Source organism: Bacteroidota bacterium (assembly GCA_016195025.1).
Lineage (GTDB): Bacteria > Bacteroidota > Bacteroidia > Palsa-948 > Palsa-948 > Palsa-948.
The window spans coordinates 76,549-90,051 of sequence record JACQAL010000036.1 but is presented as its reverse complement, the minus strand read 5'-3'; the positions used below and the strand labels follow the sequence as shown (position 1 = coordinate 90,051).

Annotated in this window: 15 protein-coding genes and 1 tRNA gene; 5 read left to right on the top strand and 11 right to left on the bottom strand. The window is 38.5% G+C overall.

The annotated features are described in order from the left end of the window. Nucleotides 1–6: 6 nt before the first annotated feature. The gene (locus HY063_06865; GenBank protein ID MBI3501497.1) at nucleotides 7–747 is read right to left on the bottom strand and encodes a hypothetical protein; all 741 of its coding nucleotides are present in this window, start codon (nucleotides 745–747) and stop codon (nucleotides 7–9) included. Nucleotides 748–847: 100 nt separating this feature from the next. On the opposite strand from HY063_06865, the gene HY063_06860 reads away from it, so the two are divergent. Together HY063_06860 and HY063_06855 are read left to right on the top strand one after the other, a co-directional pair. Further along, nucleotides 848–1,252, top strand: coding sequence for a TM2 domain-containing protein (locus tag HY063_06860; GenBank protein MBI3501496.1), 405 nt, complete (start codon nucleotides 848–850; stop codon nucleotides 1,250–1,252). A 59-nt stretch (nucleotides 1,253–1,311) separates the two neighbouring features. Then, on the top strand, nucleotides 1,312–2,559 hold the full coding sequence (locus tag HY063_06855; GenBank protein ID MBI3501495.1) for a hypothetical protein: 1,248 nt from the start codon (nucleotides 1,312–1,314) through the stop codon (nucleotides 2,557–2,559). On the opposite strand, the gene HY063_06850 is transcribed toward HY063_06855, so the two are convergent. The 5 genes from HY063_06850 to HY063_06830 all read right to left on the bottom strand — a co-directional run bounded on the left by HY063_06850 (nucleotide 2,556) and on the right by HY063_06830 (nucleotide 7,197). Next, the gene (locus HY063_06850) at nucleotides 2,556–2,999 is read right to left on the bottom strand and encodes a hypothetical protein (protein ID MBI3501494.1); all 444 of its coding nucleotides are present in this window, start codon (nucleotides 2,997–2,999) and stop codon (nucleotides 2,556–2,558) included. The genes HY063_06855 and HY063_06850 overlap by 4 nt on opposite strands. 45 nt (nucleotides 3,000–3,044) lie before the next feature. Continuing rightward, entirely contained in the window at nucleotides 3,045–3,842 is a 798-nt protein-coding gene (locus HY063_06845) for an alpha/beta hydrolase (protein MBI3501493.1), read from the bottom strand. Between the two features lie 109 nt (nucleotides 3,843–3,951). After that, nucleotides 3,952–5,241 (bottom strand): aminopeptidase P family protein, encoded by a 1,290-nt coding sequence (locus HY063_06840; GenBank protein ID MBI3501492.1) that lies wholly within the window; start codon nucleotides 5,239–5,241, stop codon nucleotides 3,952–3,954. Continuing rightward, nucleotides 5,238–5,507 (bottom strand): DUF167 domain-containing protein, encoded by a 270-nt coding sequence (locus tag HY063_06835; protein MBI3501491.1) that lies wholly within the window; start codon nucleotides 5,505–5,507, stop codon nucleotides 5,238–5,240. The genes HY063_06840 and HY063_06835 overlap by 4 nt, the downstream gene beginning before the upstream one ends. A gap of 10 nt (nucleotides 5,508–5,517) precedes the next feature. Next, nucleotides 5,518–7,197 (bottom strand): ABC transporter substrate-binding protein, encoded by a 1,680-nt coding sequence (locus tag HY063_06830; protein MBI3501490.1) that lies wholly within the window; start codon nucleotides 7,195–7,197, stop codon nucleotides 5,518–5,520. Nucleotides 7,198–7,326: 129 nt separating this feature from the next. On the opposite strand from HY063_06830, the gene HY063_06825 reads away from it, so the two are divergent. Then, nucleotides 7,327–8,118 carry a hypothetical protein gene (locus HY063_06825; GenBank protein ID MBI3501489.1) on the top strand — a complete coding sequence of 264 codons (792 nt, stop codon included), beginning with the start codon at nucleotides 7,327–7,329 and terminating at the stop codon, nucleotides 8,116–8,118. A gap of 59 nt (nucleotides 8,119–8,177) precedes the next feature. Then, nucleotides 8,178–8,579, top strand: a complete 402-nt coding sequence (mce, locus tag HY063_06820) for a methylmalonyl-CoA epimerase (protein ID MBI3501488.1) — start codon at nucleotides 8,178–8,180, stop codon at nucleotides 8,577–8,579. Here mce and HY063_06815 read toward each other — a convergent pair. Next, the gene (locus tag HY063_06815; protein MBI3501487.1) at nucleotides 8,572–9,189 is read right to left on the bottom strand and encodes an HAD family phosphatase; all 618 of its coding nucleotides are present in this window, start codon (nucleotides 9,187–9,189) and stop codon (nucleotides 8,572–8,574) included. The two genes, mce and HY063_06815, sit on opposite strands and share 8 nt — an antisense overlap. A 41-nt stretch (nucleotides 9,190–9,230) precedes the next feature. Between HY063_06815 and HY063_06810 the strand changes: the two genes are divergently transcribed. After that, nucleotides 9,231–9,304 (top strand) — tRNA-Ile (locus tag HY063_06810). 19 nt (nucleotides 9,305–9,323) lie between these two features. Here the strand turns inward: HY063_06810 and argH are convergent. Genes argH through HY063_06790 form a run of 4 tightly spaced genes read right to left on the bottom strand, consistent with a single transcriptional unit; the run spans nucleotide 9,324 to nucleotide 13,503 of the window. Continuing rightward, nucleotides 9,324–10,664 carry an argininosuccinate lyase gene (gene argH, locus HY063_06805; GenBank protein MBI3501486.1) on the bottom strand — a complete coding sequence of 447 codons (1,341 nt, stop codon included), beginning with the start codon at nucleotides 10,662–10,664 and terminating at the stop codon, nucleotides 9,324–9,326. A 39-nt stretch (nucleotides 10,665–10,703) separates the two neighbouring features. Further along, on the bottom strand, nucleotides 10,704–11,768 hold the full coding sequence (locus HY063_06800) for a M20 family metallo-hydrolase (protein ID MBI3501485.1): 1,065 nt from the start codon (nucleotides 11,766–11,768) through the stop codon (nucleotides 10,704–10,706). After that, nucleotides 11,765–12,547 (bottom strand): acetylglutamate kinase, encoded by a 783-nt coding sequence (argB, locus tag HY063_06795; GenBank protein ID MBI3501484.1) that lies wholly within the window; start codon nucleotides 12,545–12,547, stop codon nucleotides 11,765–11,767. Before argB ends, HY063_06800 begins: the two co-directional genes overlap by 4 nt. Continuing rightward, nucleotides 12,544–13,503 (bottom strand): N-acetylornithine carbamoyltransferase, encoded by a 960-nt coding sequence (locus HY063_06790; GenBank protein MBI3501483.1) that lies wholly within the window; start codon nucleotides 13,501–13,503, stop codon nucleotides 12,544–12,546. The genes argB and HY063_06790 overlap by 4 nt, the downstream gene beginning before the upstream one ends.

The following is a 13,503-nucleotide window of genomic DNA, read 5'->3' as shown; positions in this document are numbered from 1 at the left end:
TTTTTTTCAGAGTTTGACCGCAACACCGAATTGAATGACGGCTTTTGCCCAACCTATTTCGGAATATAAACCAATATTATCTGTAAAATAATAGCGCAGCCCGAAGGTGGTTTCAAAGCCGAAAGGTTGATAGGAGGGATATGCCCTAGTTGTTCCGCCTTGGCAAGTAGAAGATTGACTCCAACTTCCACTTCTGTATCCGGCTCCAATTCCCCAATAAGGGTCTAATTTTTCAGTAGTGGCAAAATGAACATTAAATCGTGCGAGAATACTTAAGGAAGAAAAATCCCACTCATTCGTGCAGGGATACGTGTCATAGTTACCCGTTGTTGAATTATACACGTCATAGGTATCATTCCATTTTGCTTTTGCTCCTATATAATTCATGCTGAGTCCCACTCCGATGTTATCTGACAAACCATATTCAAATTTGCCGTGTATTGGGCCGATGCTGCTGTAAGAGTATCCGCCAAAAGAGTTCGCGAAACTAAAAAGTGCCTGCGTAAAGTTTCCAAAACCATAGCCGGCAGAAATAACAATTGTTCCTTCTCCAAAAGCATTTTTTGCTTGCCCGCCATGCTTTTTGGCAAAAAGATTTTGTTCGGGTAGATTCAGTGATAAAGAATACGGATGCAAATTATTTTTTGCAACTAATTCTCCGTTTGGAATACCGGGTATTGTTGAACCTGCAAAAAGAAAACCTGCAAAAGAAAAGAGAGCGATTGTGAAAGTAAAAAGTTTTTTCATTTTAATAATAAATTGGTTAATGTTGTTTGAGCGGCAACAAAGGTATGTTTTTTTTTACAATCAATTAATAGAGTTGCCTTATACTTCCGATATTTGCTTTATGAAAAAATACTTTTTGCTTTTTTTTCTTCTTCCTAGTATTCTTTTAAAAGCAAAAGAAAGCGATTCTACTATGATAATAGTATTGAATGCTAATCCTTCTGTTAATAATGAATTTCCCCGGCAAGAATTTTTTTCCTCCGATACTCTTTCTTTGCATTCTTCTCCCGCAAAAAAACACCGGCTCATTGCGTCCATATTATCTTTTCCTTTTCCCTTCGGAATCTTAGGACTGCACCGGATTTATCTCGGCACAAAACCTTACATGCCTTTTGTATACGTGGGCACACTTGGCGGCTGCGCTGGAATTCTTCCGCTGATTGATTTCATTGCAATCATTTCTTCGAGCAAAGAAAAGTTCAGAATGCTTGAAAACAATCCTAAAGTTTTTATGTGGCTGAAGTGAAGAAATCCCTTTGAGGCAACAGTGGAAACAGGAGAAATAGAATTATCTTTACTCCATAGATGAAGTTTTTTTACTCTTCCGCCATCTTTTTAATTCTTCTGAGCGCATGCAAAACAGCAAGCAACATGCCTTCCAAAGATTCAGGAGAAAAGCAGAAAACATTTCCCGAGCGGCATTTCTTCGGCAAGCGCGATAAAAAACAAAAAACAAAAGAGCCGAAAGAATCTTTTCTCTCGAAAAAATCAAAAGCCAAATCTCCGAAACAAAATGACAGTTTCAAATCATCGCGCAGAAAATCAAAAAATAAAACCGGAGATGGTTTCACTGCAAGCAAGCAAACTAAAAACTATGGCGAAAAAGCAAATGGAAAGAGAATAAAAATTTTCAGAAGAGATAAAGCAAAAGGAACTTCGGTTGGTGATGCATTCGCCACCAACAAATCTTCAAAGGACTATGGAGAAAAATCTTCCGGTAAGCGAGTTCGCTTCAAAAGAAAATCTGAAAAGGGAAGTTCACTCGGTGATGCGTTCGCCACCAACAAATCTTCAAAGGATTACGGAGAAAAATCTTCCGGCAAACGAGTTCGCTTCAAACGTAAATCAGAAAAAGGAAGTGCGCTTGGTGACGCGTTCGCCACCAACAAATCTTCAAAGGATTATGGAGAAAAATCTTCCGGCAAACGAGTTCGCTTCAAACGTAAATCTGAAAAAGGAAGTGCGCTTGGTGACGCGTTTGCCACCAACAAATCTTCAAAGGATTACGGAAAAAAATCTTCCGGCAAACGAGTTCGCTTTAAACGTAAATCTGAAAAAGAAAGTTCATTGGGTGATGCATTCGCCACAAATAAATCTTCAAAGGACTACGGAGAGAAATCTTCAGGCAAAAGAGTGAAGTTCAGAAGAAATAAAATCAAAGGAGGCGATGTGAGCGCAGGAAATTTTACTGCGAACAATAATCATTCAATGGATTACGGGGAAAAAGCCAGCGGAAGAAAAATTAAATTCAGAAAAAGAAAACTGGAGGACAATACTAAAGGAACAGACGCATTCGCTTCGAAAACTGAATTAAATAAAAATTCTCCTTCCAATTTGCGGAAAGGAAAGAATAAAAATAAAAATGTGGGAACCGGCAAAAAGAAAAAAATATTTCATCTCTTCCGTTTCCATTTCAAATCAAGAGAAGAGCGGCAAATGGAAAAGCAAAGTGTGAAAGAAAGTGCAAGTTTCAGCACAACACGCGAAATGAAAAGAGAAATGAAAAAACAAAAAAAGAAAAAAGAATTGGGATTGGGAATTCCACAGCATTAATTAAATTGATGAGAAAAATTAAATCCGACTAAAAGTGATCCGTTATTCATTGGCATAATATTAAAATTAAATGCTGTTTTAGAATCTTTTTCAAAATCATACATCCTTAAAACACTTGTTAGAATAAGACATGACCCTGAAACATAATTTATAGTTCTCACAGTAGAATTGGATGAGAATTGTGCGGTTGCATATATCTGAAAAGCACCAAGAATAATTCCAAAAGGGGCATTATCACTTGCGGGTTTGCGATGGTATATATTTATACCATTTATAACACTAATTGTAGTACTGGGGACAGAGAACATTGTTGCTTCTAAAATATTATCTGCTTTTGTTGATACTGAAAATAAAGGCAGTATTCCTCCCCCCATTAGTTGTGAATAACAGAAATTAAATGTTTGAAGAAAAAAAATAACGGATAACATAAATGTTTTCATTTATTCTGCTTTAATACGATTCTTTTTCAAAATTAATATAGTAGTTTATCTGAAACACATTGCAGAAAACTTTCTCAATGCTTTAAAAGTTTCTTCTGGCGCTTCGTAAAAACCCATGTGTCCTGTATGTTCGAGCACTAACTGGAAACTTTTTCTAGGCAAGCCGGCAAGCAGCAAAAGATTTTCCCAGGCGAGAATCACATCCTGTTTCCCTATGATAAACAGAACCGGAAACTTTGCATTCTTCAAAACCATTTCGCGTGACGGGCGCTCTTTCATTCCTTTCAGCGCGGCAACTATTCCTTCTTTGGGAGTTTGCAACGCAATTTGTTTTGCTTTGGTAACTTCATCTTGGAGTATAGAAATATTTTCTTTCGCAAAAAGTTTCGGAATTAAATCGGAAACAAATTGCGTGTGGTCTTTCATAACAATCTCTGCAACACGGTCACGGTCTTTTTTCTTTTCATCCGAATCAGGCATGGCGGAGGAATGAAAAAGGCAGAGCCCTGAAACATTTTGTGGAAACATTTCCGCAAACGCAAGCGCAACATATCCACCCATTGAATGTCCAACCACTACATATTTTCTGATTCCCAAAGAATCCAAAACCGATTTTGCGCATTCAGCCATGAGTTCCATCGAATGTACGTAGCCGATTGCAGGAGTTTCTCCATGTCCGGGCAAATCAATTGCAATGACACGAAAACTTTTTGAAAGTTTGGTGGAGAGTTCATCGAAGATTTCCTGCGATTCTAAAAATCCGTGAAGCAAAACAATTACTCTTCCTTTTCCTTTGTCGGAATAGCGGACTTTTATTTTTCGGAAATCTGTGTATTTAATCATTCTTCAATTTCTGGTAACGAAGTAACTAATTAAGTTACGAATACAACGAATCATTCGTAAAATTCGTTATAGGATTCGCTACTTCGTTACCAGTAAAATTAAAAGTTGCTTAAGAATTCATTAGTGATTCAATCTCTTCCGCTTCAATAGGAATGTTTTTCATCAAATCCACATTTCCGTTTTTCGTAATGAGAATATCATTTTCCAAACGAATGCCCAGGTTTTCTTCGCGGATATAAATTCCCGGCTCGCAGGTGAAAACCATTCCCGCTTCAAATTTTCTGTACTTGTCACCGTAATCGTGCACATCTAATCCGAGATAATGCGAAGTGCCGTGCATGAAATATTTTTTGTAGAGAGGATTTTTCGGGTCTTGTTTTTTCACAGCCGATTCCCGAAGAAGGCGAAGTTTAATTAATTCTTCTTCCATCATTTTTCCAACGGCTTCGTGATAATCTAAAATATTATTTCCGGCTTTCAGCATGTCAATTGCACCGCGTATCACGCGAAGCACCGCGTTGTAAACATTTTTCTGGCGCTTGGAAAATTTTCCGGAAACCGGAATGCAGCGTGTTAAGTCAGAAGCATAATTCGCATACTCAGCCGCCACATCGAGCAGAATCACATCACCCGTTTTGCACTGCTTGTTGGTATCTATATAATGAAGCACGCACGCATTGAAACCCGAAGCAATAATGGGAGTGTAAGCAAATCCGCGCGAGCGATTGCGAATGAACTCATGCGAAAGTTCCGCTTCAATTTCATACTCCCAAACATTCGGCTTGATGAACGGAAGAATTCTGCGCAAACCTTTTTCGGTAATGTTGCATGCGGTTTGAATCAAATCAATTTCTTCTTTTGATTTTATGGCGCGGAGAGAATGCATGATGGGCTGCACACGAATATAATTGTGAAGCGGATATTGTTCCTTGCACCATTTTACAAAACGGGCATCGCGTGTTTCAACTTCCACTGCCGCTCGTAAATGTTCATTCGTATTTAAATATACATGCCGGCACTCGCACATGAGTTGGTGAAAAATTGTTTTGAACTGCGAAAGCCAATACACCGTTTGTATTCCCGAAACTTCAGCAGTTTTTTTCTTCGTGAGTTTTTCTCCTTCCCAGATTGCAATCTGCTCGCTGGTTTCTTTCACGAATAAAATTTCTTTATGCTCGGGAAGTTTTGAATCGGGAAAAACCAGTAAGATGCTTTCTTCCTGGTCAACTCCGCTGAGCCAGAAAATATCCGTGCTCTGAATGAAAGGCATGGAACCGTCCGCATTCGTGGGCATAATATCGTTGCTGTTGAACAAAGCAAGCGAACCCGGTTTCAGTTCTTTTACAACACGCTTTCGGTTGTTGATGAAAAGTGAATTGGGAATGGGAGAGTATTTCATTTTGATTTTTTTAGATTGGAAATTATTTTTTGAATGTCTGAATCTTCGGCTGCAATGTTAATTCTTTTATGCGAGTTTGTGAGGCCGGAAACGATTTGAATGTTTTTCTTCGGCAAATTAAAAATTTCTGAAAGAAATTCTATTAAGTATTCATTCGCTTTTCCGTTAACCGGTGGCGCTTTTATTTTTATGCGAAGCGAGTTATCGGGATTTACCGTGACTGAATCAATTTTGCTTTGCGGTTTTACGATGCAGTGAATCTGCATGGGAAATCAGTCAGGGTTTTTCAGCGGGAGAATTTTTCTGAATATATGTTTCCGAAAAATCTTTGTAGTTCATCGGGTTGAAATAAAAATTTTTCACGAAGGAATGAATCACTTTCATGTTTTCGCCATACCAGAGAATCATAATGGGCGCATCGTTCATCAGAATTTGTTCGGCATTTTTGTAATAGCTAAAACCGTCCTCAGGATTTTTTGCTTCAAAACCTTTTTCCACCAAACTATCGTAGGCAATATTTTTATAGCGCACGGTGTTCGGATACGAGGGCTTGCTCAAACTATCCGGAACATATCCTCCGTAAAATGTGCGGAGAAAATTTTCAGGATTGGGATAATCGGCAACCCACGCGGAACGGAAAATTTCTGCCTTGCTGAATTTCATATCCTCAATTTTCCGGGCGAAGGGAACTACGATATAGTCCACTTCTACATTCAATACCTCTTTCAGCTGCTTTTTTATTTCTTCCACTACTTCCACATTTTTTCCTCCTCCGCTGTTAAGTTCAATGGTGATGCGCGGAAATTTTTTTCCATCGGAATAGCCGGCTTCTGCAAAAAGTTTTTTTGCTTTTTCAGGATTGAAATTATAGCCGTGAATATCGGTGATGTCATAATCGGGAATTCCTGGCGGAGTGATTCCGCAAATGCCCGGGCCAAACGCTTCGGTGTTCAGCGCATCGGAAATAATTTTATCGCGGTTCATGGCATACGAAAACGCCTGGCGCACTTTGAGATTATTAAAAGGCGGTTTCGAAATATTAAATTCGTAATACTCGGAAGTCATTTCCGGATTCCGCACCAGAAGATATTTTGGATTTTTGCTCCTGAAATCTTCCAAACTCTGCTCCACCATTTCGCTCACCGCAGAGGAAGGCAATCCGAAAATAATATGCGTTTCTTCTTTTTTGAACGCTTCCATTTCCCGTGCTTTGTCAGAAATGAAATTTACCTGAATGGTATCGAGAAAAGGAAGTTGATTGCCGAGCGAATCGGTGCGGAAATAATTTGGGTTGCGGACGAGAAATAATTTTTCATCGTCTTTATTTTTCAGAATGAACGGTCCGGTTCCAACCGCAGATTCATCTCCGTATTTTTCCACCGCTTCCTTCGGAAAAACAAATCCCTGCGAACCGGCAAGCAAATACAAAAAAACTCCGGTGGGAGAAGCGAGCGTAATCTGAAGCGTGTAATCATCGGGCGCCTTCACGCCCTCTTTTCCGCCTTTGATTCGCTGCTTGAACGTGGAAGCAAAACTTGTTTTCTCGCCTTCGTCAAAAAGCAAATCAAACACATATTTGAAATCCGATGCTTTCACTTCGCGCCCTTTTCCATCCTTGAAACAAGCATCATCGTGAAACTTCACGCCCTTCTTTAACTTGAAAGTATAAACCGTTCCCGATTCATCCATCGTCCAGCTTTCTGCAATGTCGGGTAATATTTTGGCAATGTTTTTTGCATCAATGCGAACCAACCCGTCATACATCTGGCTGGCAATATCGAGAGAAATTACATCGGTAATCAGATGCGGATACAGAGAAACATACTTGTCATTTTCATTCACTTTCAATGTGCCGCCATATATGCGCCCGCCCGCGGCTTCGGGATGAGATATTCCATTCGGATTGCCGCATGCTGCCAATACTATAATTCCGACTATATAATAAATTTTTTTCATTTACACACTTTGCGCCCGCGCAAAAGTAAAAATTATTAGCACCGAGAGCCCCCTTAAAATGTTCAAAAAAAAGTTGTCATTTCAATAAAGTATTATATTTGCCAAGCAAAAAACTGACCTCTTAAGCGGATGAAAAAAGCAATCTTTCTGATTCAGGCATTTCTTAGTGTTGCATTTATTTCTTCAGCGGGCAACATTATTCTCGAAGGAAATTACCAGGGGAAAAATTTATACGTGCAAAATCCTTTTGCCGGAAGCGGTGTGGGTTTTTGCGTTCAGAAAGTGGAAGTGAACGGGCAGGTTACCACCGATGAGGTGAACTCCAGCGCGTTTGAAATTGATTTCAATAATTACCAGTTTAAGATTGGAGATAAAATTTCTGTGAAGATTACTCACAAGGACGATTGCAAACCCAAAGTTCTGAATCCGGAAGTTCTCAAACCAAAAAGCACTTATGAAGTTACCGCCATGAAATTAGATGCGGACGGAACGCTGAAGTGGACAACTAAAAATGAAACCGGAAAACTTCCGTTTGTGATTGAGCAATACCGCTGGAACAAATGGGTGAAAGTGGGCGAAACCGAAGGAAAAGGAATTGGTGACAACAACGATTATGTTTTCAAAGTTACCACGCTTCACTCCGGTGAAAATCAAATCCGCCTCAAGCAAGTGGATTATACCAGCCAACCCCGCTATTCCAAGCCCGTAAAATATGTTTCAACTATTGCCGAAGTCACTTACGCTCCCGTAAAAGTTTCAAAAGACATTACATTTTCTGCCGAAACGCTCTATGAAATTTACGACCAGTATGGAAACGTGGTGAAGAAAGGATTCGGCAAAGAAGTGGATTGCGCAAACTTAGCCAAAGGAGTTTATTATCTGAACTACGATAATAAAACAGCTGAGTTCATTAAGAAGTAGCCCTTGAAAAACCCCCGATATTATTTTCCCCTCTGCCCTTTGGAGAGGGGTTTTTTATTGTGAAAAAAGTTGAACATATAGGAATTGCTGTAAAGAATTTAAAAGAAGCAAATAAACTTTTTTCAAAACTCTTTGGGAAAAATTTATATAAGGAAGAAAAAGTAGAACACGAAGGAGTAACCACTTCTTTTTTTCAGATAGGTGAAACAAAAATTGAATTGCTCGAAGCTTCAAATCCTGAAAGTGCTGTTGCAAAATTCATAGAGAAAAGAGGCGAAGGTATTCATCACATCGCTTACGAAGTGGAAGATATAAAAGCAGAAATGAAACGGCTGAAAGAAGCTGGATTTATTTTCACACGCGATGAACCTTTTCACGGAGCGGATAATAAAATGGTTTGCTTTCTTCATCCCAAAAGCACGAATGGGGTGCTGGTGGAATTATGTCAAGAAATCAGGTAAATAAATCCAAAATAGTTTTTCCTTTCTCCAGGAATAAAGTTTTAATTCCGATTTGCTTCGCACTTTCAATATGCTGTATGGAATCATCAATAAAAAGTGTTTCATCTTTTTTCAGCTTATTTTCTTTCAAAACTAACTCAAAGATTTCAGCATTGGGCTTTCTCATTCCCATCTCATAGGAGAAATATACTTTTTCAAAAAGAGAATTAAAAATTTTAAATCCAAAAGTCCGAAAGAGATGGTCTGAAACCCATTTAATATGGATTTCATTTGTATTGCTGAGAAGAAAAGTTCTATATTGTTTTTTTAACTTCTGCAATAATTCAACTCTCTCTTTCGGCAAATCAAGAAGCATGGCATCCCATGCCTCATCAAATTGTTCATCCGAAACTTTCTGAGGAATTAATTTCTTAAGCCGTGTTCTGAATTCACCGGCAGAAATTTTTCCTGTTTCAAAATCATCAAACAAATCCAACTGGCCTTTTTGCGAATAAATATTTTTAAAATCATGCACTCCAAATTTTGTAAACGCTTTTTCGCAGAGTGAATAATCAATATTGAGAATCACTCCACCCAAATCAAAAATGATATTCTTAATCGAACTGTTTATTTGCACAGGAAAGTTAAATTTGCATTCCAAAAATAAGAATTGGGCCCTTAGCTCAGCTGGTTAGAGCATCAGACTCATAATCTGAGGGTCGCTGGATCGTTCCCAGCAGGGCCCACAAAATTTTAATGAATAATTTATTTCTTCTGAAGGTTGTTTAGTATCCTTTTCACTCTTGCAGATTCTCTTCTGAAATTTTTTCTCACCGCATTCATCTCCCGAACAATCACTTCATTCTTCAGATTGCCAATGCTTCCTTCATGCGTGTAAGAAACTTTTTTCGGACGGAAGAATTTTCCTGAAGCAATTTCCTCTCCGACTTTTTTATATGCTTCGCGAAATGGCATTCCTTTTTTCACCAGTTCATTTACAGCATCCACGCTGAAAAGGTATTTGTATTTTTCATCTGAAAGAATATTGTCTTTCACTTTTATTTTTTCAAGCATAAAAGTTGTCATTGTCAGGCAATCATTCAACTCAGCAAAAGCAGGAAAATAAATTTCTTTCAGAATTTGAAAATCCCTGTGATAGCCGGATGGAAGATTTTTTGTCACTGCAGAAATCTGTTCCGGAAGAATTTGCATCCGGTTGCACTTTCCGCGAATCAATTCAAACACATCAGGATTTTTTTTATGAGGCATAATGCTGGAGCCGGTGGTTAATTCTTCCGGAAAAGAAATGAAATCAAAATTCTGGTTCATAAAGAGGCAAACATCCATTGCAAGTTTTGAAAGTGTCGAAGCAATATTTGCCAGCGCATAGCTCACCAGCTTTTTCGTTTTCCCTCTTGTCATTTGCGCATAAACGGAATTATGATTCAGTCCGTCAAAACCTAAAAGTTTTGTTGTGAGATTTCTGTTTATCGGAAGTGAACCACCATATCCCGCTCCTGAACCCAGCGGATTTTTGTTTATGATTTTGTAAACTGAAAACAAAAATTCTAAATCATCTTTTAAACTTTCGGCATACGCGCCAAACCAAAGCCCGAAGGAAGAAGGCATCGCAATCTGTAAATGTGTATAGCCGGGAAGAAGTTTGTTCTTGTTCTTGTTACTGAGAGAAATAAAAAGATTGAAAAGCGCTGAAACATTTTCTGCCACTTTGAAAATTTCCATTCTTGAAAAAAGTTTTATGTCAAGCAGAACCTGGTCGTTGCGCGAGCGGGCAGAATGAATTTTTTTCCCAATCTCTCCCAACTTTTTAGTCAAAAGAAATTCAATTTGCGAATGCACATCCTCCACACCATTTTCAATTACAAATTTTCCAAATTGAATTTTTTGTAAAATATTTTTTAGTTCCGAATGAAGTTTTCTCTGATCATTTTTTTTCAGCAAGCCAACGTGCGCGAGCATTTTCGCGTGCGCCATCGAGCCAAGCACATCGTGTTCGGCTAATAGCAAATCCAATTCACGGTCTTTTCCGATGGTGAATTTTTCAACTTGCTTGTTCACGGATATTTTTTTCTGCCACAACTTCATAGGGTACGGATAACGAATCGCTACGAATATACGAATGAACTATAAAACAATTTCTTCCAAGAGTTTAATATAGATTTTGATTCCTTCTTCAATTTCTTTTAAGTAAATAAATTCATCCGCAGTATGCGAACGCTCAGATTTTCCGGGACCCATTTTCACTGCGGGAACTTTCCACAACGCCATATCCGAAGTTGTTGCCGAACCAAAAATTTCTATTCTAAGTTTCTTTGCCGTCTTAACAAGCAACTGATTTTTATCTATGCCGGATGGCTGCAATCTCGTGGAGCGCGGAGTTACTTTGCTTTTCACATTCGCACGGATAGTTTCTAAAACCACTTCATTCAAATGAACTTCTGTTGTGCGCACATCAACGGTGAACTTGCAGATATCAGGAATTACATTATGCTGGCTTCCGGAATTTATAATTGTACAAGTCATTTTAATTGGTCCAAGCGTTTCAGAAACTTTATCGAACTGGTAAGAATGAAACCATTCAATATCTTTTATCGCACTCACAATTGCATTTTCTCCTATGTCGCGCGCAGCGTGTCCCGCTTTTCCTTTTGCAATGCAATCCAGCACCATCAATCCTTTTTCAGCAACTGCCATTTTCATTTCAGTGGGCTCACCCACAATAGCAAAATCTATTTTACCTATTTCATCGCGCATTAATTCCACTCCGCCTTTTCCGGAATTTTCTTCTTCCGCAGTTCCTGCTATAATAAAATTATATTTCAGATTTTTATTTTCATTGAAGTAAAGAAAAGTTGCGATGATAGAAACTAACGCACCACCCGCATCATTGCTTCCTAAACCAAAAAGTTTTTCATCTTTCACTATTGATTGAAATGGATTCAGTGTCCAGCTCGCGTTTGGTTTTACTGTATCGTGATGGGAGTTGAGAAGAATCGTTGGTTTTGTAGAATCAAAATATTTGTTCTTAGCCCACACGTTATTTCCTTTCCGGAAAGTTTTGACTCCGTGTCTTTCAAAAAAATTCTGAAGTGCATCGGCAGTTTTATTTTCCTGCGTGCTGAATGATTCAATTGAAATTAATTCTTTGAGAAGTCCGGTTGCTTCGTTAATGAGATTTTCTATAGTCATTTCTCAAGACGTGTTCCAACCTTTTTGTTTGAAGCAACTTTTGACAAGTCTTTTGAGTGACAAATTACAACTGATTTTACTTTTTTCTTAATCGCGTCAAAGGCATTATCCAGTTTGGGAATCATTCCTTTAGAAATTATTCCTTCTGCTTTGTGTTTTTTGTAATCTGTTGAATTCATTCTCTTAATCACAGAATTTTCATCTTCCACATTTCTCAGCACACCTGATTTTTCAAAGCAGTAAATTAAAGTGACATTGTATTTGCCTGCTACTGCCGCTGCCACTGCCGCTGCTATTGTGTCAGCATTTGTATTCAGAATTTGTCCTTTACCATTGTGTGTGAGCGGAGCAATGACAGGAACCAATCCGGAATTCAGAATTGAAAATATTTTTTCTGCATTGACTTTTTTCACATCGCCCACAAAACCATAATCAATTTCTGATTTTCTTTTTTTTGCCAGAATAATATTTCCATCTGCTCCGGTTAATCCAATCGCATTGCATTTTCTCCCTTGAAGTTTTGCAACAATATTTTTATTAATCAATCCGCCATAAACCATCTGAACAACTTTCAAGGTTTCTGAATCTGTAATTCTTCTGCCGTCTATCATTTTTGATTCTATGCCGAGTTGTTTGGAAAGTTCTGTTGCAATTTTTCCTCCACCGTGAATAAGAATTTTCATCTCTTTTATTTTAGAAAAATCATCCAGGAAAGATGAAAGTTGCGTTTCATCATCTATCACGTTGCCGCCAATCTTTATGACAAATATTTTTTTCACAAACTCTGAAGGATTTTTTTCAGCACAACTTGTGCCGACCAGATTCTGTTTCCTGCCTGCTGAATCACTACCGAATTTTTCCCGTCCAGCACTTCATCAGATACAATCACGTTTCTTCGCACGGGAAGGCAATGCATAAATTTTCCGTTATTCGTAAGCGACATTTTTTTATTTGTGATTGTCCATTCTTTATCCTGCGATAAAATTTTTCCATATTCTCTATAGGAAGACCAGTTCTTCGCGTAAATAAAATCTGCTCCCTTAAATGCTTCATCCTGATTGTAAATAATTTTTGCGCCTTTTGTAAATTCATCTGCGAGTTCATAGCCGCGCGGATTCGTGATGACAAAATCAAAATCGGTTTTCAACATCCATTGAGCAAAGGAGTTTGGAACCGCCTGAGGAAGAATTTTTGGATGAGGCGCCCAGGATAAAACAACTTTTGGTTTTTTATTTTCCACTTTCTGTTTCCAAACTTCATTAATCGTAATTAAATCCGCCAGCGACTGAAACGGATGAAGCGTTGCAGATTCCAAACTGATTACCGGAACTCCGGAATGCTGAAGAAATTTTTTTAATGTCTCTTCACTGTAATCTTCCTCTCTGCTATGAAATTTTGGAAACGAACGCACACCAATGACATCGCAATACTGACCGATGACGGCAGCCGCTTCCTTTATATGCTCTGCCGCAGAGCCGTCCATCACAACGCCATCTTTCGTTTCAATATTCCATCCTTCTTTGTCAAGGTTAATCACGATGACATCCATCCCAAGATTTTGCGCGGCACGCTGTGTGCTGAGCCGCGTACGCAAACTCGGGTTCAGAAAAATTAACCCGAGAGTTTTGTTTTTTCCAAATTCTTTATTTGCAAAAGGAAATTTTTTTTCAACCAGCGCTTCAAGTACAAGCTGATTAATATTCAGCACGTCATCAACAGAAGTGAATTTCTTCAT

Bases quoted from the DNA above. Each gene is read 5' to 3' on its own strand.
- HY063_06865 (MBI3501497.1), bottom strand. From the start codon at position 747: ATGAAAAAACTTTTTACTTTCACAATCGCTCTCTTTTCTTTTGCAGGT.
- HY063_06860 (MBI3501496.1), top strand. From the start codon at position 848: ATGAAAAAATACTTTTTGCTTTTTTTTCTTCTTCCTAGTATTCTTTTA.
- HY063_06855 (MBI3501495.1), top strand. From the start codon at position 1,312: ATGAAGTTTTTTTACTCTTCCGCCATCTTTTTAATTCTTCTGAGCGCA.
- HY063_06850 (MBI3501494.1), bottom strand. From the start codon at position 2,999: ATGAAAACATTTATGTTATCCGTTATTTTTTTTCTTCAAACATTTAAT.
- HY063_06845 (MBI3501493.1), bottom strand. From the start codon at position 3,842: ATGATTAAATACACAGATTTCCGAAAAATAAAAGTCCGCTATTCCGAC.
- HY063_06840 (MBI3501492.1), bottom strand. From the start codon at position 5,241: ATGAAATACTCTCCCATTCCCAATTCACTTTTCATCAACAACCGAAAG.
- HY063_06835 (MBI3501491.1), bottom strand. From the start codon at position 5,507: ATGCAGATTCACTGCATCGTAAAACCGCAAAGCAAAATTGATTCAGTC.
- HY063_06830 (MBI3501490.1), bottom strand. From the start codon at position 7,197: ATGAAAAAAATTTATTATATAGTCGGAATTATAGTATTGGCAGCATGC.
- HY063_06825 (MBI3501489.1), top strand. From the start codon at position 7,327: ATGAAAAAAGCAATCTTTCTGATTCAGGCATTTCTTAGTGTTGCATTT.
- argH (MBI3501486.1), bottom strand. From the start codon at position 10,664: ATGAAGTTGTGGCAGAAAAAAATATCCGTGAACAAGCAAGTTGAAAAA.
- HY063_06800 (MBI3501485.1), bottom strand. From the start codon at position 11,768: ATGACTATAGAAAATCTCATTAACGAAGCAACCGGACTTCTCAAAGAA.
- HY063_06790 (MBI3501483.1), bottom strand. From the start codon at position 13,503: ATGAAGAAATTCACTTCTGTTGATGACGTGCTGAATATTAATCAGCTT.